Annotated in this window: 20 protein-coding genes; 10 read left to right on the forward strand and 10 right to left on the reverse strand. The window is 72.0% G+C overall.

Going from position 1 to position 21,836, the window contains the following annotated elements:
• Positions 1–22: 22 nt before the first annotated feature.
• Positions 23–3,802 (reverse strand): ABC transporter ATP-binding protein, encoded by a 3,780-nt coding sequence (locus AC067Z_RS06485; RefSeq protein WP_478788485.1) that lies wholly within the window; start codon positions 3,800–3,802, stop codon positions 23–25.
• Between the two features lie 211 nt (positions 3,803–4,013).
• Here AC067Z_RS06485 and AC067Z_RS06490 point away from each other — a divergent pair, with 211 nt between their 5' ends.
• On the forward strand, positions 4,014–4,514 hold the full coding sequence (locus AC067Z_RS06490; RefSeq protein ID WP_478788320.1) for an NUDIX hydrolase: 501 nt from the start codon (positions 4,014–4,016) through the stop codon (positions 4,512–4,514).
• 6 nt (positions 4,515–4,520) lie between these two features.
• On the opposite strand, the gene AC067Z_RS06495 is transcribed toward AC067Z_RS06490, so the two are convergent.
• Entirely contained in the window at positions 4,521–5,069 is a 549-nt protein-coding gene (locus AC067Z_RS06495) for a GNAT family N-acetyltransferase (RefSeq protein WP_478788321.1), read from the reverse strand.
• 211 nt (positions 5,070–5,280) lie between these two features.
• On the opposite strand from AC067Z_RS06495, the gene AC067Z_RS06500 reads away from it, so the two are divergent.
• The 3 genes from AC067Z_RS06500 to AC067Z_RS06510 all read left to right on the forward strand — a co-directional run bounded on the left by AC067Z_RS06500 (position 5,281) and on the right by AC067Z_RS06510 (position 6,819).
• Positions 5,281–5,763: a nuclear transport factor 2 family protein gene (locus AC067Z_RS06500; RefSeq protein ID WP_478788322.1), complete on the forward strand. Its 483-nt coding sequence runs from the start codon at positions 5,281–5,283 to the stop codon at positions 5,761–5,763.
• Positions 5,764–5,931: 168 nt separating this feature from the next.
• Positions 5,932–6,351 (forward strand): DUF4259 domain-containing protein, encoded by a 420-nt coding sequence (locus tag AC067Z_RS06505; RefSeq protein ID WP_478788323.1) that lies wholly within the window; start codon positions 5,932–5,934, stop codon positions 6,349–6,351.
• 57 nt (positions 6,352–6,408) lie between these two features.
• On the forward strand, positions 6,409–6,819 hold the full coding sequence (locus tag AC067Z_RS06510; protein WP_478788324.1) for a YybH family protein: 411 nt from the start codon (positions 6,409–6,411) through the stop codon (positions 6,817–6,819).
• A gap of 145 nt (positions 6,820–6,964) precedes the next feature.
• Here the strand turns inward: AC067Z_RS06510 and AC067Z_RS06515 are convergent, their stop codons facing one another.
• The 3 genes from AC067Z_RS06515 to AC067Z_RS06525 all read right to left on the reverse strand — a co-directional run bounded on the left by AC067Z_RS06515 (position 6,965) and on the right by AC067Z_RS06525 (position 11,184).
• The gene (locus AC067Z_RS06515; protein WP_478788325.1) at positions 6,965–8,647 is read right to left on the reverse strand and encodes a thiamine pyrophosphate-binding protein; all 1,683 of its coding nucleotides are present in this window, start codon (positions 8,645–8,647) and stop codon (positions 6,965–6,967) included.
• Entirely contained in the window at positions 8,644–9,621 is a 978-nt protein-coding gene (gene speB, locus AC067Z_RS06520) for an agmatinase (protein WP_478788326.1), read from the reverse strand. Before speB ends, AC067Z_RS06515 begins: the two co-directional genes overlap by 4 nt.
• Positions 9,622–9,699: 78 nt before the next feature.
• Entirely contained in the window at positions 9,700–11,184 is a 1,485-nt protein-coding gene (locus AC067Z_RS06525; protein ID WP_478788327.1) for a sodium:solute symporter family protein, read from the reverse strand.
• 135 nt (positions 11,185–11,319) lie between these two features.
• Here AC067Z_RS06525 and AC067Z_RS06530 point away from each other — a divergent pair, with 135 nt between their 5' ends.
• Complete coding sequence (locus tag AC067Z_RS06530) at positions 11,320–12,753, forward strand: PucR family transcriptional regulator (protein WP_478788328.1); 1,434 nt, start codon at positions 11,320–11,322, stop codon at positions 12,751–12,753.
• Between the two features lie 111 nt (positions 12,754–12,864).
• Positions 12,865–13,350 (forward strand): hypothetical protein, encoded by a 486-nt coding sequence (locus AC067Z_RS06535; RefSeq protein ID WP_478788329.1) that lies wholly within the window; start codon positions 12,865–12,867, stop codon positions 13,348–13,350.
• Here AC067Z_RS06535 and pyrF read toward each other — a convergent pair.
• Positions 13,340–14,044: an orotidine-5'-phosphate decarboxylase gene (pyrF, locus tag AC067Z_RS06540; protein ID WP_478788330.1), complete on the reverse strand. Its 705-nt coding sequence runs from the start codon at positions 14,042–14,044 to the stop codon at positions 13,340–13,342. The genes AC067Z_RS06535 and pyrF overlap by 11 nt on opposite strands.
• 193 nt (positions 14,045–14,237) lie before the next feature.
• On the opposite strand from pyrF, the gene AC067Z_RS06545 reads away from it, so the two are divergent.
• Positions 14,238–15,395: an acyl-CoA dehydrogenase family protein gene (locus tag AC067Z_RS06545; protein WP_478788331.1), complete on the forward strand. Its 1,158-nt coding sequence runs from the start codon at positions 14,238–14,240 to the stop codon at positions 15,393–15,395.
• Between the two features lie 9 nt (positions 15,396–15,404).
• Complete coding sequence (gene tesB / locus AC067Z_RS06550; RefSeq protein WP_478788332.1) at positions 15,405–16,280, forward strand: acyl-CoA thioesterase II; 876 nt, start codon at positions 15,405–15,407, stop codon at positions 16,278–16,280.
• Positions 16,281–16,324: 44 nt separating this feature from the next.
• Here the strand turns inward: tesB and AC067Z_RS06555 are convergent, their stop codons facing one another.
• Together AC067Z_RS06555 and AC067Z_RS06560 are read right to left on the reverse strand one after the other, a co-directional pair.
• Positions 16,325–17,446 carry a sensor histidine kinase gene (locus AC067Z_RS06555; protein ID WP_478788333.1) on the reverse strand — a complete coding sequence of 374 codons (1,122 nt, stop codon included), beginning with the start codon at positions 17,444–17,446 and terminating at the stop codon, positions 16,325–16,327.
• Positions 17,443–18,111 carry a response regulator gene (locus tag AC067Z_RS06560; RefSeq protein WP_478788334.1) on the reverse strand — a complete coding sequence of 223 codons (669 nt, stop codon included), beginning with the start codon at positions 18,109–18,111 and terminating at the stop codon, positions 17,443–17,445. Before AC067Z_RS06560 ends, AC067Z_RS06555 begins: the two co-directional genes overlap by 4 nt.
• 229 nt (positions 18,112–18,340) lie before the next feature.
• On the opposite strand from AC067Z_RS06560, the gene AC067Z_RS06565 reads away from it, so the two are divergent.
• Complete coding sequence (locus AC067Z_RS06565; protein ID WP_478788335.1) at positions 18,341–18,634, forward strand: hypothetical protein; 294 nt, start codon at positions 18,341–18,343, stop codon at positions 18,632–18,634.
• Positions 18,635–18,686: 52 nt separating this feature from the next.
• Here the strand turns inward: AC067Z_RS06565 and AC067Z_RS06570 are convergent, their stop codons facing one another.
• Entirely contained in the window at positions 18,687–19,475 is a 789-nt protein-coding gene (locus AC067Z_RS06570; protein ID WP_478788336.1) for a phosphatase, read from the reverse strand.
• Positions 19,476–19,543: 68 nt separating this feature from the next.
• Entirely contained in the window at positions 19,544–20,119 is a 576-nt protein-coding gene (locus AC067Z_RS06575; protein WP_478788337.1) for an SACE_7040 family transcriptional regulator, read from the reverse strand.
• An 88-nt stretch (positions 20,120–20,207) separates the two neighbouring features.
• Between AC067Z_RS06575 and AC067Z_RS06580 the strand changes: the two genes are divergently transcribed.
• Entirely contained in the window at positions 20,208–21,824 is a 1,617-nt protein-coding gene (locus tag AC067Z_RS06580; protein WP_478788338.1) for a carboxyl transferase domain-containing protein, read from the forward strand.
• Positions 21,825–21,836 lie beyond the last annotated feature (12 nt).

Consider the following 21,836-nt stretch of genomic DNA (forward strand, 5'->3'; position numbering starts at 1 on the left):
GTTGTAGGCCCGCCACCGGCCGTCACACAGCCGCCGGTTCGTCCTCCCCTATCCCTATGAACGTCCGCCACAGCGCGGCGTAGTGCCCGCCGCGCGCCAGCAGTTCGTCGTGTGTGCCGTCCTCGGCGACCCTGCCGTGGTCCATCACCACCACCCGGTCGGCGCGGGCCGCGGTGGTGAGCCGGTGGGCGACCACGAGCGTGGTGCGGCGGCCGGTCAGCCGGTCGGTGGCCTGGTTGACCTGCGCCTCGGTGGCGAGGTCCAGTGCGGCTGTCGCCTCGTCGAGCAGCAGCACGTCGGGGTCGACGAGTTCGGCGCGGGCGAGCGCGATGAGCTGGCGCTGTCCGGCGGACAGGTTGCGGCCGCGTTCGGAGACCTCGTGGAGGTAGCCGCCGTCGAGCGTGGCGATCATGTCGTGAGCGCCGACCGCCCGGGCCGCGGCCTCCACCTCGGCGTCGCTCGCACCGGGACGCCCGTAGGCGATGGCGTCGCGGACCGTTCCGGCGAAGAGGTACGCCTCCTGGGGGACGACTCCGAGGCGGTGCCGGTAGGCGGTCAGATCGAGATCGCGCAGATCCGCGCCGCCCCCGGAGCCGTCGGAGCGGTGGGCGCCCCCGGAGCCGTCGGAGCGGTGGGCGCCGTCGGAGCGGTCGGAGCCGTCGCCCCGGGGGTCGTCGGCCAGGGTGACCGTGACACGGCCGCTCGTGGGGTCGTAGAAGCGCGCGACCAGCTTGACGAGGGTCGACTTGCCCGCGCCGGTCTCTCCGACGAACGCGACCGTCTGGCCGGCCGGGATGCGCAGATCGATGCCGCTCAGTGCCTCCTCCTCGTCGCCGTAGGCGAAGGAGACGTTCTCGAAGGCGATGTCGCCGCGCAGTGCCCGCACCTCACGCGGCCGATCGACCGTGGCCGTCGAGGTCGGCTCGCGCAGCAGCTCCTGCACGCGGCCCAGCGAGACCGCGGCCTGCTGGTAGCCGTCGAAGACCTGCGAGAGCTGCTGCACGGGCGCGAAGAACAGGTCGATGTAGAGCAGGTAGGCGACCAGCGCGCCCGTGGTGAGCGTGCCCGCGTCCACCCGGCCCGCGCCGACGATCAGCACGGCCGCGGCGGCCACCGACGACAGCAGCTGGACGAAGGGGAAGTAGACCGAGATCAGCCACTGGCCGCGGACACGGGCCTGCCGGTAGCTGTCGCTGCGGGCCGAGAAGGCGGCCACGCCGTCGCCCTCGCGACGGAACGCCTGCACGATCCGCAGACCGGACACGGACTCCTGGAGGTCGGCGTTGACGACGCTGATGCGCTCGCGGGCCAGCTCGTACGCCTGCACGCTCTTCCTGCGGAAGAAGTACGTGCCGACGATCAGGACCGGGAGGGTCGCGAAGACCACCAGCGCCAGCTCCACGTCGATCACCACGAGGGCGACCATGATGCCGAAGAAGGTGACGACCGAGACGAACGCGGTGACGAGGCCCGTCTGGAGGAACGTCGACAAGGCGTCCACGTCCGTCGTCATCCGGGTCATGATCCGGCCGGTCAGTTCGCGCTCGTAGTAGTCGAGACCCAGCCGCTGGAGCTGGGCGAAGATCTTCAGGCGCAGCGAGTACAGGACCCGTTCGCCGGTGCGGCCCGTCATCCGGGTCTCACCGATCTGCGCCACCCACTGCACGACGACCGTGCCGAGCGCGAGGAACGAGGCGGCCCACACCGCGCCGAGCGCGACCTTCTCCACCCCGTCGTCGATGCCGTGCCGGATCAGAATGGGCAGCAGCAGACCCATGCCCGCGTCGATGGCGACGAGCAACAAACTGACCAGCAGGGGCGGACCGAAGCCGCGCAGGATCGCGCGCAGCCGGCCGCCCTCACCGGCGCGCGTGTCGGCCGGCTCACGGCGCACGGCCCGCGCCTCGTCGATGTCCGGGGTGTCGATGGCCGGGGGCAACGCCTCGACCTGGGCGCGCAGTTCGGGAGTGGCACCCGGGTCCTCCTTCGCCGCCCGCGCCTCCTCGGACCGTTCGTCGCGGACCCACAGACGGCGGGTGATGCCGCGTTCGGCGTCGAACTCGGCGTCCAGCTCGTCCCGTACGGTGCGGTCCTCGTCCGGTTCCCGCACGGACTGCCGAAGGATGTGGCCCGGTGACACACCGCCCAGCTCGTCCGGATCGGTCAGCAGCCGCCGGTACAGCGCGGAACGGGCCTGCAACTCCTCGTGGGTGCCGATGTCGGCGAGCCGGCCCGCATCCAGCACGGCGATGCGGTCGGCGAGGCCGAGGGTGGACCGGCGGTGGGCGATCAGCAGGGTCGTGCGCCCGGCCATCACCTGCTTCAGGGCTTCGTGGATCTCGTGCTCGACCCGGGCGTCGACGGCGGACGTGGCGTCGTCGAGCAGCAGCAGGCGGGGGTCGGTGAGGATGGCGCGGGCGAGTGCGATGCGCTGGCGCTGGCCGCCGGAGAGAGTGAGCCCGTGCTCGCCGACCGTGGTCTCGTAGCCGGCGGGCAGGTCGGCGATGAAACGGTCCGCCTGTGCGGCGCGCGCGGCGCGCTCGATCTCCTCCTGGGTGGCGCCGGGCTTCCCGTAGGCGATGTTGGCGCGGACGGTGTCGGAGAACAGGAAGCTGTCCTCGGGCACCATCCCGATCGCGGCGCGCAGCGAGTCGAAGGTCAGCTCGCGCACGTCGTGGCCACCGACGAGGACGGCGCCGTGCGTGGCGTCGTAGAAACGCGGGAGCAGGAGCGAGACGGTGGACTTGCCGCTGCCGGACGCTCCGACGACGGCAACGGTCTCGCCGGGCCGGATCTCGAGCGAGAAACCGTCCAGGACCGGCCTGCCATCCGCGTACGAGAAGCTGACGTCGTCGAACTCGACGCTCGCCTCGGCGTCCGCCGGCAGCTCCTTCGTCCCCTCCTTCATGGTCGGCTCGGTGTCGATGAGCTCCAGCACGCGCTCCGCACCGGCGCGGGCCTGCTGCCCCACGGTGAGCACCATGGCGAGCATGCGGACGGGTCCGACGAGCTGGGCGAGGTAGGCGGAGAAGGCGACGAAGGTACCGAGCGTGATCTCGCCCTTGGTCGCCAGCCAGCCACCGAGCGCGAGCATGGCGACCTGGCCGAAGGCGGGCACGGCCTGCAGGGCCGGTGTGTACTTCGCGTTCAGCCGGATGGTCCGCAGCCGCCCGGCGAACAGCCTGCGGCTGACCTCTCGGAGCTTCCCGGTCTCCTGCTCCTCCTGCCCGAAGCCCTTGACCACGCGTACACCGGTCACGGCCCCGTCGACCACGCCGGCGACAGCCGCGGCCTGACTCTGCGCGTACCAGGTGGCGGGGTGCAGCCGGGTGCGACTGCGCTTGGCGATGACCCACAGGGCGGGGGCGACGGCCAGCGCGACCAGGGTCAGCGGCAGCGACAGCCAGGCCATGACGACGAGGGAGATCAGGAAGAGCAGGATGTTGCCGATGGTCATCGGCAACATGAAGAGCAGCCCCTGGATGAGCTGCAGGTCGCTGGTGGCGCGGCCGACGACCTGCCCGGTGGACAGCTCGTCCTGTCGCCGCCCGTCGAGCCGGGTGATCGTCCCGAACATGCCGGTGCGCAGGTCGTGCTGGACGTCGAGGGCGAGCCGTCCGCCGTAGTAGCGGCGGATGTAGGTGAGGACGTAGACGGCGACGGCGGCGGCGATCAGCAGCCCGGTCCATACGGCGAGCGACCGTCTCTGCGCGCCGACGACGTCGTCGATGACGACCTTGATGATGAGCGGCACGAGCGCCATGACGGCCATGCCGCCGAGCGAGGACCCGAGCGCGAGCATGACGTTGAGGCGGTACCGCCAGGCGTAGCCGGCGAGCCGCCGTGCCCATCCTTGCGCTTCTGGTGCCGCCGTCACGTGGTGCCTCCCCGTTGATCCCGAACCGGCCCTGCGGACCTGATCTTCCGGAAGGCACCAACGCGGCGGAGAGCGGATTTCATCCCTCCGCAACAATTCACGGTCGCCGGCCCCGGGACCGTGCTTGGGTGTCGGGATGCGAATCCCCCGCCAAGCGGCACGCGTCGCCGTCCTGGACCCCGACGGCTCGGTATTCCTCTTCCGGTACGACAACGAGGAGGTCGGCGTGCACTGGGCGATGCCCGGCGGCGGCCTGGACCCGGGCGAGAGCCCGCGCGAGGGCGCGCTGCGGGAGGTCCGCGAGGAGACGGGCTGGACGGACGTGGCCCCCGGCCGGCTGCTGTGCACGTGGGAGCACGACTTCACCCGTGCGGGCGTCCCCGTGCGCCAGCACGAGCACATCTACGTGGCGAGAGGCCCGCGCCGCGATCCCGCGGACGAGGCGTCCGCCGCCCGCGCGGAGGACAGGATCGTGCACTGGCGCTGGTGGACCCGGGAGGAGCTGGCCGCGCCGTCCGAGGCGCTGTGGCCACCGCAGCTGCCGGCCCTGCTGGACCGGCTCCGCGACGACCCGGACACGGAGCCGGTGGACCTCGGGTTCGTCGCGAACGGGAGGCAGCCGGCCGGCACGGGCTGAGCGGGCTCAGGCCGTGTCGGCCGGCTCCGCGTCCGTGGCGAGCCGGGCGTGCAGTTCGACGTCGTGGCGGACGCCGTCGTACTCGAGCTTCTGCCGCTGCCGCCCCTCGACGACGAACCCGGCGGCACGGGCCACCCGGCACGACGCGGGATTGTTCAGCCGATGCCCCAGCTCCAGCCGGAACAGTCCCGCATCGGCGAACGACCACCGCGCCAGCGCGCGGCACGCGCCGCTCGCCACACCCCGCCCGCGGGCCGCGGCCGTCGTCCAGTACGACACCCAGCCGACGGAGTGCCGCCGGTCCACGGGCCCGACCGAGACGTTCCCCAGCACCTCCCCCGAACCGTCCGCCACCGCGAAGGCGAAGGCGGTCCCGGCGTCCCGCTGCTCCCCCCGGTCCGCGATCCACCGCGCCGCGGCGTCCTCGGTGCCGACGGCGACGGCGGCCTGCCCTCGCATCAGGGGGTCGGCGAACGCCGCGAGCACGGCGGGGGCGTCGTCACTCCGCCACGGCCTCAGAACCAGCCCCGCCCCGACTTCCACGTGATCACGCACTGGTTCCGCCCCCGGTTCCGGTTCTGCAGTCGTCCTGCCTCTGGACCGACTCTGCACATCTTCCAAGGGTGCTCATGCCGGGCGAACGCCGCCCCACGGCCCGCGCGTAGCGCGCGGTCCGGCGGCGACGTGCGGGGTCGCCCGGCCCGGCAGGGGGTGCTCAGCAGAAGGGACTTGACCTCAAGCGCACTTGAGCTACGAGGCTTCCCTCATGGACATCGAAGAGATGCAGCGCGAGCTGCGCGCCCTGGCCGACCGTGCCGAGATCACCGACCTGCTGGACCGCTATCTGCTCTCCCTCGACGAGGGTGTGCTCGATCCCGACGGCTTCGACGAGGAATGGGCGCGGGCCTTCCACACCGAGGACGTCATGGTCGAGTGGCCCGTCGGAACGGTCCGCGGCCAGAACGCCGTGCTCGGGGCCGTCCGGCGCGGGATGGCGCCGTTCGACCGGACCGTGCACATGGGAACCAACGCCGTCATCGAGGTCGACGGCGACCGGGCCACCGCCCGCGGCGCCCAGCTGAGCACGCACATCCTCGCGGACGGCTCCGGGGACGGAGAGCTGTTCGTCTCCGCAGCACGCACCAGCACCGAACTGGTCAGGACCGCCGACGGCTGGCGCATCGCAGCCACGGGCCTGCGGGTGGTGTGGACACAAGGCCGTCCGCCGGTCCTGCAGCCTCCCGTGTGAGACGTCGTTCCCCTCCCCCCTGCGCGGCCCCGCCACGCGCGCCAGTCCGGTTGTCAGTGCCCGGTGCCACGATGCAGGGGATCGCACACAGCAGAGCGCTGTCAGGCGGACCGGCACGAACAGCACGCCCGGCACCGACAGCACGAAGCGCGGCACAAGGGGGATGGCATGGGCACCTGGGACACGGGGCACTTCGACAACGACACGGCTGCGGACTTCGCGGGTGATCTGGACGATGCCGCGGAGAGTGAGCGTGCGTGCCTGATTCGGCAGGCCCTCCTGCGCACGGTCGGCACCACCGACCACCTCGACAGCGACGTGGCCGTCGAGGCGGTGGCCGCGGCCGCGCTGATAGCGGCGCAGTGCCCCGGGGGTGACCCGGTGACGACGGTCTACGGCCCCGACGAGCCCATCCCTGGCCTGCCCGCGGACCTGCCAGGCCTGGCGGTCCGCGCGCTCGACCGCACGCTGACGAAGCCTTCGGAGCTGATGGAGCTGTGGGACGAGTCCGCCGACGGACCCGCCTGGCGGGAGGGTCTGGCCCGGCTGCGGGGTGTACTGGCGGGGGCGGACGGCATGGCGCGATGAATTCCGGCGGGTCGGTGGAGTCTCCTTTGTGACGACACGAGAACCAGGAGCAGAGCCATGACCGGTGACAAGGAACAGATCCAGGCCCTGATCGAGGAGTGGACGGCCGCCGTCCACCGCGGCGATCTGAACGGCGTGCTGAAGGATCACGCCGACGACATCGTCATGTTCGATGTGCCACCCCCGCACGACGGAGTCCGGGGCATGGACGCCTACCGCGAGACCTGGCCGCCGTTCTTCGTGTGGCAGGCGAAGGGTGCCTCCTTCGAGCTCCTGGAGCTCGACGTCACCGCCGGGGACTCCGTCGCCTTCGCCCATGCCCTGCTGCGCTGCGGCACGCCCGAGGAACTCGCGGACCACCCGGAGACCCGCCTTCGGCTCACCGTCGGGCTGCGCAAGGAGCAGGGGCGCTGGGTCGTCGCGCACGAGCACCATTCCTTCGCCGACACCGACGCCGCGGAGTCCTGACACGAGCCTGGCCCCCACCGACCCGGGGAGTGCGGGTGGCGGGGCCAGGAGGCGCGGAGCCAGGTGCGGTCGGCGGAGCCAGGTGCGGTCGGCGGAGCCAGGTGCTGCTGGCGGAGCCGGGTGCGGTCAGCCGAGCCGGGTGCGGTCAGAGGTGCGTGGGGGCGAACATCTTCAGCACCGCCGGCAGCACGACCACCGAAGGTCCCGGCTGGGCAAAGGACTTGGCCAGGTCCTCGGACAGCGTTTCCGCCGTCGTGCGGACCGCCGGGACGCCGAAGGACTCGGCGAGGGCCACGAAGTCGGGGCGGGCCAGTTCCGTCGCCGTCGCCTCGCCGAACGCGTCCGTCATGTACTCGCGCAGGATGCCGTAGCCGCCGTCGTCCACGATCAGCCAGGTGACCGGCAGGTCGTACTGCCTGGCGGTCGCCAGTTCCGCGATCGAGTACATCGCGCCGCCGTCGCCGGAGACGGCGAGGACGGGCCGCGACGGGTCCGCGGCCGCCGCGCCGAGCGCAGCGGGGAAGCCGTAGCCCAGTCCGCCCGCGCCCTGCGCGGAGTGCATCGTGTTCGGCCGGCGGGCGTCGAAGGCGGACCACGCCCAGTACGCCAGGATGGTCATGTCCCAGAAGCTGGGCGAGTCGTCCGGCAGGGCCTCGCGCACGGAGGCGAGGAGCTGCTGCTCCAGGGTGAGTTCCTGGGCGTCGATCCGGTCGCGGACCGCGGCGAGCACCTCGCGTACGGACTCGGCGGCCGACGGGTCCTGCCGCGGAACGACCGTCTCCAGCAGTGCGGACAGCGCGAGACGGGCGTCCGCGTGGATGCCCAGGCCCGCGTGGTTGGACTCGAGCTTGCCGAGGTCGGCCTCGATCTGGATCACCCGGCCGCGGGGGGCGAACGTGTGGTAGTTCGAGGACAGTTCGCCGAGGCCGGAGCCGACGACGAGCAGGACGTCGGCCGCTTCTAGGTAGTCGGTGGTGTGGCGGTCCTCCAGCCAGGACTGGAGTGACAGCGGGTGCTCCCAGGGGAAGGCACCCTTGCCGCCGAACGTGGTGACGACCGGGGCGTCGATCCGCTCGGCGAGCGCGAGCAGTTTGCCGGAGGCGTCGGAGCGTACGACTCCGCCGCCCGCGATGATCACCGGGCGCTTCGCGGTGGACAGCAAGTGGGCCGCCACTGCCGTCAGTTCGGGGCGCGGCACGACCTCCTCGGGCGTCGCGTCCATCGCCGTGACCACCGGCAGGATCGTCTCGGCGAGGAGAACGTCCTGCGGGATCTCGACCCAGACCGGTCCGTGCGGCGCGGTCAGCGCGGACTCCCACGCCGCGGCGATCGCGGACGGGATCTGCGAGGCCGTGCGCACGATGTGCACGGACTTCACGATGTCGCGGAACGACGCCTGCTGGTCGCGCAGTTCGTGCAGGTAGCCGTGACGTCCGCCGCCGAGGCCGGCCGCCGGGATCTGGCTGCCGATGGCGAGCACGGGGGCCGAGGCCGCGGCCGCCTCCTGGAGCGCGGCGAGCGACATGAGCGCGCCGGGCCCGGTGGACAGGAGCAGCGGAGCCGCCTCGCCGGTGACGCGGCCGTAGGCGTCGGCGGCGAAGCCCGCGTTGTTCTCGACGCGCAGTCCCACGTACGTCAGGGCCGAACGGCGGAGCGCGTCGAACATGCCGAGCGCGTGCTGGCCGGGCAGCCCGAAGACGGTGGTGGCACCGAGCCCCTGGAGGGTCTCGACGACGAGGTCTCCACCGTTGCGCCCGGTGGGCGGGTTCAGCGCGGCCTCGGTCTGGGCGGCCGTGGGCCGCAGTACGAGGTCGTGGTCGTGCGTCACTTGGTACCGGCCTCCCGGTTCGCCGCGATCTGGCGGGACATGATCGTGGTCAGCTCGTACGCCGTGTGGGAGGCGGCGACGGCCGTGATCTCCGCGTGGTCGTACGCGGGGGCGACCTCGACGACGTCGGCGGAGACCAGGTTGCAGGACGACAGGCCGCGCAGGATCTCCAGGAGTTCGCGGGAGGTCATGCCGCCGGCCTCGGGGGTACCGGTGCCGGGCGCGTGCGCGGGGTCGAGGCAGTCGATGTCGATGGAGATGTACAGCGGACGGTCACCGATGCGCTGGCGCAGCTGGTCGGCGACCTCGTCCGCGCCGCGGCGGTAGATGTCGGCGGAGGTGACGATGCCGAAGCCCATCTTCTCGTCGTCGGTGAGGTCCTGCTTGCCGTACAGCGGACCGCGGGTGCCGACGTGGGAGAGCGCCTCGGTGTCGAGGATGCCTTCCTCGACCGCCCGGCGGAACGGCGTGCCGTGGGTGTACTCGGCGCCGAAGTACGTGTCCCAGGTGTCGAGGTGGGCGTCGAAGTGGAGCAGCGCGACCGGGCCGTGCTTCTTGGCGACCGAACGCAGCAGCGGCAGCGCGATGGTGTGGTCGCCGCCGAGCGTCATCATGCGGGCGCCGGTGGCGAGCAGGTCGTCGGCCGCGGCCTCGACCGTCTCGACGGCCTCGTTGATGTTGAACGGGTTGGCCGCGATGTCGCCGGCGTCGGCGACCTGGGCGAGCGCGAAGGGCGAGGCGTCCTGCGCCGGGTTGTAGGGGCGCAGGAGCCTCGACGCCTCACGGATGGCGTTACCGCCGAAGCGCGCGCCGGGGCGGTAGGAGACCCCGGAGTCGAAGGGGACACCGACGACGGCGACATCGGCGGTGCCGACCTCGTCGAGCCGGGGCAGCCGGGCGAACGTGGCGGGTCCGGCGTACCGCGGGATGCGGGACGAGTCGATCGGACCGCGCGGCTGCTCGTTGCTGCTCATGGGGAATGCCTTCCTTCTCGCGCTTCATTGCGCATCAATGCTTTTGGTGCGTTTGTGCGACTTTAACTGTGCACGACTTCAGCTGTGCACGGCGGCGGGCTCGGCCGCCGGGGGCTCCGCCTCCGCCCCCGCCTCGTCGCCGCCGCGGCCCGCGAGCCGCTCGCGCCAGTGCGCCAGGATCGCCTCGTCCGTGGGACGCGTGATCAGGCTGACGATCACGTAGGCGGCGAGTGAGAGCAACAGGCCGTAGTAGATGGGCTGGTTGGCAAGGATGCCGTAGGTCGCCATGAGCCCGATGACCGAGAGGCCACCGACGATCACCGAGGCGAGTGCACCCTGGACCGTGCCGCGCTTCCACAGCAGTCCGCCGAGGATCGGCACGAGCAGTCCGCCGACGAGCAGGTTGTAGGCCACGGTCAGCGCTTCGACGACGTTGTTGAGTGCGATGGCGATGCAGATGACCGCGATGCCCATGATCAGGATGAAGGCGCGGTTGCCCTTCACCTCGTCGTGGTCGTTGCCGCCCTTGGAGGCGAGACCGCGCAGCTTCGCCCAGATGTCGTTGTTGGCGACGGTGGCGCAGGCGATGAGCGCGCCGGACGAGGTGGACATGACGGCGGCGAGCGCGGCGGCGAGCACCAGACCCCGCACGCCCATGGGGAGTTCGTCCTTGACGATGGTCGCGAAGGCGTCGTCGGCGTTGGCCAGGTTCGGGTAGAGGACCTTGGCGGCGGTGCCGATGACGGCGCCGGCGAGGGCGTAGGCGAGACAGTACGTACCGGCGACGGTGCCGCCGTAGCGTGCGACCTTGTCGCTGCGGGCGGTGAACACCCGCTGCCAGATGTCCTGTCCGATCAGCATGCCGAAGGTGTAGATCAGGACGTACGTGAAGATCGTCTCGCCGCCGATGCCGAGCGGGGCGAAGTACTCGGTGGGCAGCGCGGCCTTCATCTCACTGAAGCCGCCCGCCTTGACCACCGCGATGGGCAGCAGGAGGAGCAGCACACCGATCGTCTTGACGACGAACTGCACCATGTCGGTGAGGGTGATCGACCACATGCCGCCGAGGGTCGAGTACGCGACGACGATCGCGCCGCCGAGGACGATCGAGGCGGTGCGGTTGAGGTCGAACAGCACGTCGAAGATCGTGGCGTACGCGATGGTCGAGGTGACCGCGAGCATGAGCGTGTACGCCCACATCACGATGCCGGAGATGACGCCCGCCTTGCCGCCGTAGCGCAGGTCGAGCATCTCGGAGACGGTGTAGACCTTCAGCCGGGCGATGCGCGCGGAGAAGAAGACGCTCAGGGCGAGCAGGCCGAGGCCGATGGTGAAGACCATCCAGGCGCCCGAGAGACCGTACTTGTAGCCGAGGCCGACGCCGCCGATGGTGGACGCGCCGCCGAGGACGATCGCGGCCATGGTCCCGGAGTACATCCAGGGGCCGAGGCGGCGGCCCGCGACCAGGAACTCACTCTTGGACTTGGCGCGGCGCATGCCCCACCAGCCCATGCCGAGCATGCCGGCCAGATAGACGACGATCACTGCGTAGTCGACAGCCATCGGCTTTCCTTCCGTCTCGTCCCCCGGTAACGGTCCTTGGTCGCGCGCTTGTGAGATTCGACGGTAGGTGGCCGGAAAGAGTCGTTGAAGTGTACGTTTTATCTATTCTTCGCGACTCTGATGGATGGACTGTCCATGCCCGAGCCCTCAGCAGTCCCACCCACCCCGTCGATCGCGCTGGCCTCACTGCTCGACGACGAGGAACTGGGGCTGCGGCAGCTCGCCGGGCCGCCCGCGGCCGACGGCACGGTCGTCCACATGGTGCACACCTCGGAGATGGCGGACCCGTATCCGTATCTGCAGGGCGGCGAGCTGCTGCTGAGCGCGGGCGTCCTGCTGGAGGATCCCGACCACTACGTGGAGCGCATCGTCGCTGCGGGCGCTGCGGCGCTCGGTTTCGGCGTGGCCCCGGTGCACGACACGGTGCCCGCCGAACTCGTCGAGGCGTGCGACCGGCGCGGGCTGCCGCTGCTGGAGGTCCCGCCCCGCACGACGTTCACGGCGGTCGTACGCGCGGTCTGGCGGCTGCTGGCGGAGGCGCGCCACCGCGAGCTGCGCCGGGTGACACAGGCGCAGCAGGGGCTGGCCGCGGCGGCGGCCCGCCCGGACCCGGTGCCGGCGGTGCTGCACCAGCTGGCGGCGCGGCTGGAGGGCTGGGCCGTCCTGCTGGGTCCCGACGGCACCCGGCTGCACGCATCGGGCCGCGAACCGGCCCCGGAGGCGGTGGCAGGGGTGACCCGCCTCGCGCGGGTGGTCAGCCCGGGCGCCTCGCCGCGGCCGGCACCGGCATCGGCGACGGACCGGCTCGCCGACAGCCACCTGTCCGCGTACGCCCTCGGCGGCAACCAGGACCTCGTCCTCGGGCTGGTCGCGCCCGCCCGCGAGGCCGGGGACCACACGGTCGCCGGGGTCGCGGTCGTCCTGCTCTCGCTTCTCACGGCCCCCCATCAGGGCGCCGACGCGACGAGCCGCAGCACGGCACTCGTCCGGCTGCTGCTCGGCGCGAGCCCCGCGGACACGGCGACACTGCTGGGGCCGGGCCCCTGGACGGTGGTCCACGCGCGCGGCGGGCGGGGCACCGCGTTCGCGGCCGGCGCGCTCGGCGCGGCCCTCGGCAGCGCGCTGGTCGACCCGGACGCGGACGGCTCGGTACGGATCCTGCTCCCTGCGGAACGCGAGGTGACCGAGCAGCCCGGCTGGGCGATGGGGGTGAGCGCCCCGGCCTCCGCCACGGACCTCGCCGCGGCCGACGCCCAGGCGGCACGCGCGGTACGCCGCGCGGCCGCGGCCCGCAAGGATCTGGTCCGCCACCGGGAGTCCCCACCCGGCATGCTCTCCGGCGACGAGGCCCGGCAGCGCCTCGCCCCGCTCGCGGAGGCCCCCGCCCTTGTCGAGACGCTGCGCACCTGGCTGTCCCTCCACGGCAGCTGGGACCGCACGGCAGCGGCCCTGGAGGTGCACCGCAACACGGTGCGCCAGCGCATCGGCCGCTGCGCGACGCTGCTGGACGAGGACCTGGACGACGTGGACGTGCGGATGGAGCTGTGGTTCGCGCTGCGGCAGGGATGAGGCCCACATCGCAGGACGTCCACGATTCCGTGGGGAGCCGACGAACGGCCTGCCCGAAGTCTGTCGTGAAAACCCAAGTCCCTTTCATCTCAGCTGTGTTGGAATTTCCTCATGGCAACCCCAGCTGACGGAAGCATGCTCCTGGACCCCGACGGGCCCGCGCGCCGGCTGCGTACCGAAGCCGGGCGGCTGCGGGAAGAGGCGATGCGCCAGAAGGAACTGGCCCACCGGCGGGCCGAGTTGTGGAACAAGGCGAACATCCTGCTCGGCTTCCCTGCCGCGCTGCTCGCCGGCACGTCCGGGGCCGCGGGCCTGGCCTCGGCGGACGCCCGCATCCCGGCAGCGCTGATCGCGCTGGCGTCCGCCGGGTTCGCGGCCGGGGCGGGCTTCCTGCGCAGCGACACCCGCTGCAAGGCCAACAAGCGCGCACGGCACGCGTGGGCCGCCGTTGAAGGCAGAGCGTCGGTGAAGCTCGCGCAGGAGCGCCTGACCCCGGAGGACCTCGCCGAACTGCTGGAGTACCGCCAGGCGGCGCTCGCGGCCTACGAGGGCGAGGACCACCCACCGGGCCCGCCGCCTGCGGCGATCATCGGCTGACCGCGTCCGGATCCGCCCGGATCCGCCGCAGCGCGGCCACCGGGTCCGCAGCCCGCGTGACCCCGCGGCCGACGACGACGTGTGACGCACCGGCCGCGAAAGCCGCTTCCGGGGTGCCGGCGCGGGCGGGCTCGTCGCCGGACGCGCCGGGGAGCGTGACTCCCGGCGTCACGATCAACGGCTCCGGCCCCAGCAGGCCCCGGAGCGGCGCCACCTCCCGCGGCGAGGCGATCACTCCGTCGCATCCGGCGTCCCGCGCGAGCCGGGCCAGGCGCAGGACCTGCTCCTTCGCCGGGGCGTCGACCTCGACAGCCGCGAGGTCCGCGTCGGTCATGCTGGTGACGACGGTCAGGGCCAGGACGCGGAGCCGGGGGAAGTCGCGTGCCGCGTCGACGGCGGCGGCCATGATGCCGGTGCCGCCCATGCTGTGCACGGTAACCATCGACGCACCCAGGGCACCTGCGGCACGGACCGCGCCGGCCACGGAGTTCGGGATCTCGAAGAGTTTGAGGTCGAGGAACACCTCGTGCCCGCGTGCGACGAGGTGTCCGACCACGTCGGGACCGGCCGAGGTGAGCAGTTCCAGTCCGACCTTGCAGAAGCGGCACTCGTCGCCGAGCCGGTCCACCACCTCTTCGGCCGCCCGCCGGCTGTCGACGTCCAGGGCGACGATCACGCGATTGTTCGACTCCATGGCGACATCGTGGACCGGCGCACGACGGCCGCGGCGGCCGGCCCGGCGCCGGGCATACGCACCCCTGCGCAAACACGCCTGGGCACCGACGTGCCCAGCATCACTCTGGACACTTTCCACAACCGCCGGGTAACTTGGGCTGAGCAAGCGCTTAGACATTGCAGCGTACCCACACAGTCACGAGGAGGCGTCCGTGCGCCGTACCGTTTTCAACGAGGACCACGAGGCGTTCCGCGAGACCGTCCGCGCCTTCATCGAGGCCGAGGTCGTCCCCGTCTACGACGAGTGGTTCGCTGCGGGCCAGGCGCCGCGCGACTTCTACTACAAGCTCGGCGAGCTGGGCATCTTCGGCATCAACGTCCCCGAGGAGTTCGGCGGCGCGGGCCTGGACACGCACAAGTTCGAGGCCGTGCTCTACGAGGAGACCGCGCGTGCGGGTGTGAACTTCGGCGGCTCCGGCGTGCACGTGCTGCTCGCCCTGCCGTACATCAAGATGCTCGCCGACGACGAGCAGAAGAAGCGCTTCCTGCCGAAGTTCGTCTCCGGCGAGGAGATGTGGGCGCTGGCGATGACCGAGCCGGGCACCGGCTCCGACCTCGCGGGCATGAAGACCACCGCCAAGCTCTCCGAGGACGGCACCCACTACGTCCTCAACGGCGCCAAGACCTTCATCACCGGCGGCGTGCACGCCGACCGCGTGATCGTGTGCGCCCGCACCGCCGCGCCGACCGCCGAGGACCGCCGCCACGGCATCTCCCTCTTCGCCGTCGACACCAAGTCCGAGGGCTACTCCGTCGGCCGCAAGCTGGACAAGCTCGGCCTGAAGACGTCCGACACCGCCGAGCTGGCCTTCGTCGACGTCAAGGTCCCCGTCGAGGACCTGCTCGGCGAGGAGAACAAGGGCTTCTACTACCTCGGCCAGAACCTGCCCTCCGAGCGCTGGGGCATCGCGTTCGGCGCGTACGCGCAGGCCAAGGCCGCCGTCCGGTTCGCCAAGGAGTACGTGCAGGACCGCACGGTCTTCGGCAAGACGGTCGCGTCGTTCCAGAACACCAAGTTCGAGCTGGCCGCCTGCCAGGCCGAGGTGGACGCCGCCGAGGCCGTCGCCGACCGCGCCACGGAGGCCCTGGACGCGGGCGAGCTGACGGCCGCCGAGGCCGCTTCCGCGAAGCTGTTCTGCACCGAGGTCGCGCACCGCGTCATCGACCGGTGCCTCCAGCTGCACGGCGGCTACGGCTTCATGAACGAGTACCCGATCGCCCGCCTGTACGCGGACAACCGCGTCAACCGCATCTACGGCGGCACCAGCGAGGTCATGAAGATGATCATCGCCAAGGACATGGGGCTGTAGGTTCCCCCTGTGACCCAAGCGCTCGACGAACTGCTCGATCTGCTCGACCTGGAGCAGATCGAGCAGAACATCTTCCGCGGCCGCTCGCGGTCCGCTGTGGTCCCGCGTGTGTTCGGCGGGCAGGTCGCGGCCCAGGCGCTCGTCGCCGCGGGCCGCACCGTCCCGGACGACCGCACGGCCCACTCCCTGCACTCGTACTTCCTGCGCATGGGCGACCCCGGTGCGCCGATCGTCTACACGGTCGACCGCATCCGCGACGGCCGCTCGTTCACGACCCGCCGGGTCGTCGCGGTCCAGCACGGGCAGCCGATCTTCCACCTCTCCGCGTCCTTCCAGACGTACGAGGAGGGGCTGGAGCACCAGGCGGACATGCCGGCCGCACCGGACCCGGAAGGTCTGCCGACGGCGGCCGAGATGCTGCCGCGCTACGCGGACCGCTTCATCGACCCCGGCGTCGTGGACCGTTTCCTGGAGGCGCGGGCCGCGGTGGACCTGCGCTACGTCGACGCCCCGCCGTACGGAACGGTCGGCGAGGCGCGCGAGCCCCGTTCCCAGGTGTGGTTCCGCGCCAACGGCAAGCTCGCCGACGACCCGCTGCTGCACGTCTGCCTCGCGACGTACGTCTCCGACATGACGCTGCTCGACTCGGTCCTGCTGGCCCACGGGCGCGGCGGCTGGGCGGTCGGCGACGTGGTGGGCGCCTCGCTGGACCACGCGATGTGGTTCCACCGGCCGTTCCGCGCGGACGAATGGCTGCTGTACGACCAGGAGTCGCCGTCCGCTTCGGGCGGCCGGGGTCTGGGCCAGGCCCGCATCTACACGCAGGACGGGCGACTGGCGATCTCTGTCATCCAGGAGGGCGTCGTCCGCGTTCCCCGCGGCTGACACCTCTTCCGCGGACGCGGCAGGGGCAACGCGGCGCCCCTTCCTCAGGCGCCCGTAGCCGCCACGGCAGCAGGACCGGCCTGGCGCGGCAACGGCAGGAAGGCGCGGACCTCGTAGCCACCGTCGGCCGCCGGGGCCGCGGTCAGCGTGCCGCCCATGGCCGCCGCACGGGCACGCAGGCCCGGCAGCCCCTGGCCGCCGCCGTCCGGCCGCGGCCGGGGTCCGGTGGGCGGGGTGTTGTGGACGGTGATGCGCAGTCCGTCGCCGATGCGGCGGACCGAGACCTCCGCCGAGGCCCCGGGGGCGTGGCGGCGGATGTTCGTCAGGGCCTCCTGGACGATGCGGTACGCGGTGTGCTGGACCACCGGGGGGCACTCACCGGGATCCAGCTGCACCGAGTCCACGAAGTCGCCCGCGGCCTCGAAGAGTTCCGGAAGTTGCTCCAGGCCGGGTCCGTCGTGACGGATGGCCTTGCGCAGGTCGGCCGCGGCGCGGCGGCTCAGTTCGCCCAGGGCCGCGGCCTCCTCCTGGTAGTACCCGGAGCCGGCCGTCGTCGCCAGCGCCGAGCAGCGCAGGCTGATCAGGCTCAGGTGGTGGGCGGCCGTGTCGTGCACGTCGCGGGCGAGGCGTTCGCGTTCCCGCAGCGTCGCCTGCTCGGCCGCGTACCTGCGCTCCCGCTCCCGTGACAGCGCCAACTCGGCGAGGCGGGCGGCCAGTTCGCCGCGTGCGCGGCCGAGCAGGCCCAGCGCGGCGGGCGCGACGGCGAGCAGCCCCGAGAGCAGGATGCCGAGGGTGATGTCGGGCGCGGACCACGGGTACTCGTCGAGGTACTGCCACGGCACGAACGACACGACGGCGACGGCCAGCGCCGAGGCGACCACCTCGATACGGCGCCGCGGGGACGCGGCCAGGGCGTGGAGCGCGGCCATCGCCGGGATCCACAGCACACCGGTGGCCAGGGTCGGCAACGCGAGGAGCATGAGGATGCGGGGGAAGCGCCGTCGCAGGGGCAGCAGGACGGCGACCGCCAGCGCAACCGGGAACGCCCAGCCGGTGAGCGCGGCCCGGGTGGCCAGCGCCTCGGCCACACAGACGACCAGGAGCAGGCACTCGACGGCCCATGTCCCGGGCCGGGCGGGCAGCCTGAGCCTTGTCGGGGGCCTCATGGCGCGGCCGACCGGTGAACGACGGTGGCGAGGCCGACCCGGCTGCCGACACCGAGCTTCCGCTTCAGCGCGCCGATATGGGTCTTGACCGTCGTCACGCCGATGCCCAGGTGCGCGGCGATGTCGGTGTTCGCGAGTCCGGCGGCGATCAGGGCGAGGACGTCCCGTTCGCGGTCCGTGAGGTGGTCGAGCCCCTCGGGCACCTTGGCAGGGACCGCTGCCGGGGCGGAGGCCGCCGCGTACCCGGCGAGCGCGGCGGCGCTGCCCGGCGGCGTGCAGATCACTCCGCCCGCGGCGAGCAGCCGCACGGCGTCCACGAACAGCCGCGGCTCGGTGGTCTTGAGCAGAAAGCCGGACGCGCCCTCGCGCAGCGCGCGCTCGACGTGGTCGGCCGTGTCGAGGGCGGTCAGCATCGCGACCGCAGGCGGGCCGGGCAGGGCCCGCAGCACGCGCAGCACGTCGAGGCCGTGTGCACCGGGCATGTCGATGTCCAGGAGCACCAGGTCGGGTGCGAGTTCGTGTACCGCGTCGACGGCGTCGGGGCCGTCGCAGGTCCCGGCGACCGTCACCCCGTCGGCCTCGGCGAGGATCTGCCGTAGTGCGGTGCGTACGAGTTCCTCGTCGTCGACGATGAGCACGCGCACCGGCCTCAAGTCGTAGAGCAAAGGTCGTCCTGTGGTCGGAGCGATGCGGCGGCGGCTGCTGAGAGCCTGGTTGCAGATCCTAGGGAGTGTCCGAAAGACATCCCCGCGCGCCCCACACGCACGGGGCGGGATTTCGCGGACACGACTACGGACGCCACAAGCGCCCGTGCGGATCCCCGGGGGTGGACCAACCCCCGGGACCCATGCCTGCCCAGGCAGCGCGCCGGACCGTCGAAGGGAACGGGACGCAGTGAGCGCAAAGCCGACGGCCGAGGAGGAACCGCCGTACGACGACGAGTCGTCGTACGGCGCGGCCGGCACCGGTACCTGGGCGGCGGCGTCGGCCGGGGAGCGGACGCTGTGGATCGTCGGCGGGGCCGTGCTGATTCTCGGCTCCGTCGTCCTGCTCGTCTTCGCCCGCGACTGGGCGGCGGGCTTCACCACGGGCGTCCGTTACGCCATGGGGCTCGCGCTGCGCGGCGGTCTCTTCCTGGCGCTGCTGGCCGGCACGTATTGCGTGGTGCGCGGCAGCTGGCGCGAGTGACGCCGGTCCGGACCCGGCTGCGAGGGCCTGCCGGACCGACGTCCCGTACGGCTCACTCGGGAACCGTCAGCCCCGCCGCGTCCAGCAGGTACGCCGTCATCGGGTCGTAGAACCGCGGGTCGGTCACATGGTCGTCGAGCGGGACGGTCACCTGGAGCGTGCCTTCCGCCTCGCCGATGAAGAGGGCGGGGTCGTTGGAGTCCGCGTAGCCGACGGCGTCGATACCGCGTTGGCCCGCACATCCCGCCCAGCCGTGGTCCGCGACGACCAGATCGGGCTGCGGCCTGCCGTCGCGCTCCAGGCCGTCGAGGATCGCGGCCATCGGGGCGGGCGAGTGGGTGTGCCACAGGGTCGCGCCACGCTCCAGCACGGCGACGTCGGCGAACTGGAAGACCATGCCCTCGTCGGCGGTCAGCCCGCCGGGGATCCGCACGATCTCGCAGCCCGCGGCGCGCAGTGCGGCGGCGGTCTGCCGGTGCACGTCCAGCAGCCCGCCGGGGTGCCCGGTCGCGAACAGCACCCGCTCGTGCCCGGCGGCGGCCTTGCGCAGCCGCGCGGCCATCCGTTCCAGGGCGTCGACGGTCAGCTCGGGGTCGATGGTGTCCTGCCCCGCCCGGTGCCCGGGGTCGTCGTTGACTCCGCACCGCTCGGCCATGACGGCCAGCACGTCCTGCTCGTCCGTCCAGCGGTCGCCCAGTTCGAGACCCAGCCAGAAGTGCCGGTCGCCGTTGGCGAGCTTGCGGTAGTGGGAGAGATTGTTGTCGCGGGGTGTGGCGACGTCTCCGGCGATACGTGAGCGGACGAGATGGTCGACGAGAGCGGCGCGGCTGGGTATCGGCATGAGCCCATTGTGCCGTGGCCTGCGCGGAGCGTGCCCACCATCTTGAACGCTGGACGGCCAGGACTCCACTAGGTCCTGTCCGCCGCCGCGAAGGCCCCGCGGGCGAGGCGGTGGAGCAGTCCGGCGGGTGCGCGGGACGGGCCGAGGTGCGGGGTGGAGTTGAGCAGGCCGAAGACCGCGTGGACCGACGCACGGGCTTCGGTCTCGGGCAGGTCGGGGTACACCTCGCGGACGGCCTGCACCCACAGCTCCACGTACTGCCGCTGCAGCTGGCGCACCAGCTTGCGATCGCTGTCCCGCAGGCGGTCCAGCTCGCGGTCGTGCAGGGTGATGAGCGAGCGGTCGTTGAGCGCGAAGTCGATGTGCCCGTCGATGAGCGCGGCGAGCAGTTCCTCGGGGTCGCCGTCCGATTCCTCCACCCGGCGGCGGCCACCGCTCAGCAGCCGTTCGCTGATGCCCACCAGCAGCTCCGCGAGCATCGCGTCCTTGCCGGCGAAGTGCCGGTACAGGCCGGGGCCGCTGATACCCACCGCGGCGCCTATTTCGTCGACGCCGACGCCGTGGAAGCCGCGCTCGGCGAAGAGGCGCGCGGCCTCCTTGAGGATCTGCTCGCGGCGCGTCGGGGCCGAGGTCCTGGTGCTCATGAACATTCATTCTAGACAGAGCGGTTAGCGGTCGTTAACCTGGACGCAACACGTTAACGCTCATTAACCGAGCAAGGGAGCTCGATCAATGCAGCAGGCACCAGTGCTGGCGAGCGCCGCCGATCCGGCGTCCGAGGCCTGGCAGGCCAATGAGGCGGCCCATCAAGAGCTCGCCGACGGTCTGCGGTCCCGCCTCGCGGCGGCCCGCCTCGGCGGCGGCGAGAAGGCGCGCGCCCGCCATACCGCGCGCGGGAAGCTGCTGCCGCGGGACAGGGTCGACACCCTCCTCGACCCCGGTTCACCCTTCCTCGAGCTCGCGCCGCTGGCCGCCGAGGGGATGTACGACGGGCAGGCGCCCGCCGCCGGAGTGATCGCCGGCATCGGGCGGGTCAGCGGCCGCGAGGTCGTGGTGGTCGCCAACGACGCCACCGTCAAGGGCGGCACGTACTACCCGATGACGGTCAAGAAGCATCTGCGCGCCCAGGAGGTGGCGCTGGAGAACCGCCTGCCCTGCGTGTATCTCGTCGACTCGGGCGGCGCGTTCCTGCCGATGCAGGACGAGGTCTTCCCCGACCGCGAGCACTTCGGGCGGATCTTCTACAACCAGGCCCGCATGTCCGGCGCGGGCATCCCCCAGATCGCCGCGGTGCTGGGCTCGTGCACGGCCGGCGGGGCGTACGTCCCGGCGATGAGCGACGAGGCCGTGATCGTGCGCAACCAGGGCACGATCTTCCTCGGCGGTCCGCCGCTGGTGAAGGCCGCCACCGGCGAGGTGGTCACGGCCGAGGAGCTCGGCGGCGGCGAGGTGCACTCGCGGGTCTCGGGCGTCACCGACCATCTCGCCGAGGACGACGCCCACGCGCTGCGCATCGTGCGGAACATCGTCGCGACGCTCCCCGCGCGAGGCCCGCTCCCCTGGTCGGTCGAGCCGTCCGAGGAGCCCAAGGCCGACCCGGCCGGGCTGTACGGCGCGGTGCCGGTGGACTCCCGCACCCCGTACGACGTCCGTGAGGTGATCGCGCGGATCACGGACGGCTCCCGGTTCGCGGAGTTCAAGTCGGAGTTCGGCCAGACCCTGATCACCGGCTTCGCCCGGATCCACGGGCACCCGGTCGGCATCGTCGCGAACAACGGCATCCTGTTCGCCGAATCCGCCCAGAAGGGCGCCCACTTCATCGAGCTGTGCGACCAGCGCGGCATCCCCCTGCTGTTCCTGCAGAACATCTCGGGATTCATGGTCGGCAGGGACTACGAGGCGGGCGGCATCGCCAAGCACGGCGCCAAGATGGTCACGGCCGTCGCCTGCACGCGCGTGCCGAAGCTGACGGTCGTCGTCGGCGGTTCGTACGGCGCGGGCAACTACTCGATGTGCGGCCGCGCCTACGGCCCCCGCTTCCTGTGGATGTGGCCGAACGCCAAGATCTCGGTCATGGGCGGCGAGCAGGCCGCCTCCGTTCTGGCCACGGTCAAGCGGGACCAGCTGGAGGGCCGCGGCGAGCAGTGGTCCGTGCAGGAGGAAGAGGCCTTCAAGGACCCGATCCGCGCACAGTACGAACAGCAGGGCAACGCCTACTACGCGACGGCCCGGCTGTGGGACGACGGCGTGATCGACCCGATGGAGACCCGGCAGGTGCTGGGTCTCGCCCTGACCGCGTGTGCCAACGCCCCGTTGGGGGACGCCGGCTTCGGCGTCTTCCGGATGTGAGGGACCTTCCAC

The organism is Streptomyces sp. NPDC043812, assembly GCF_056436245.1.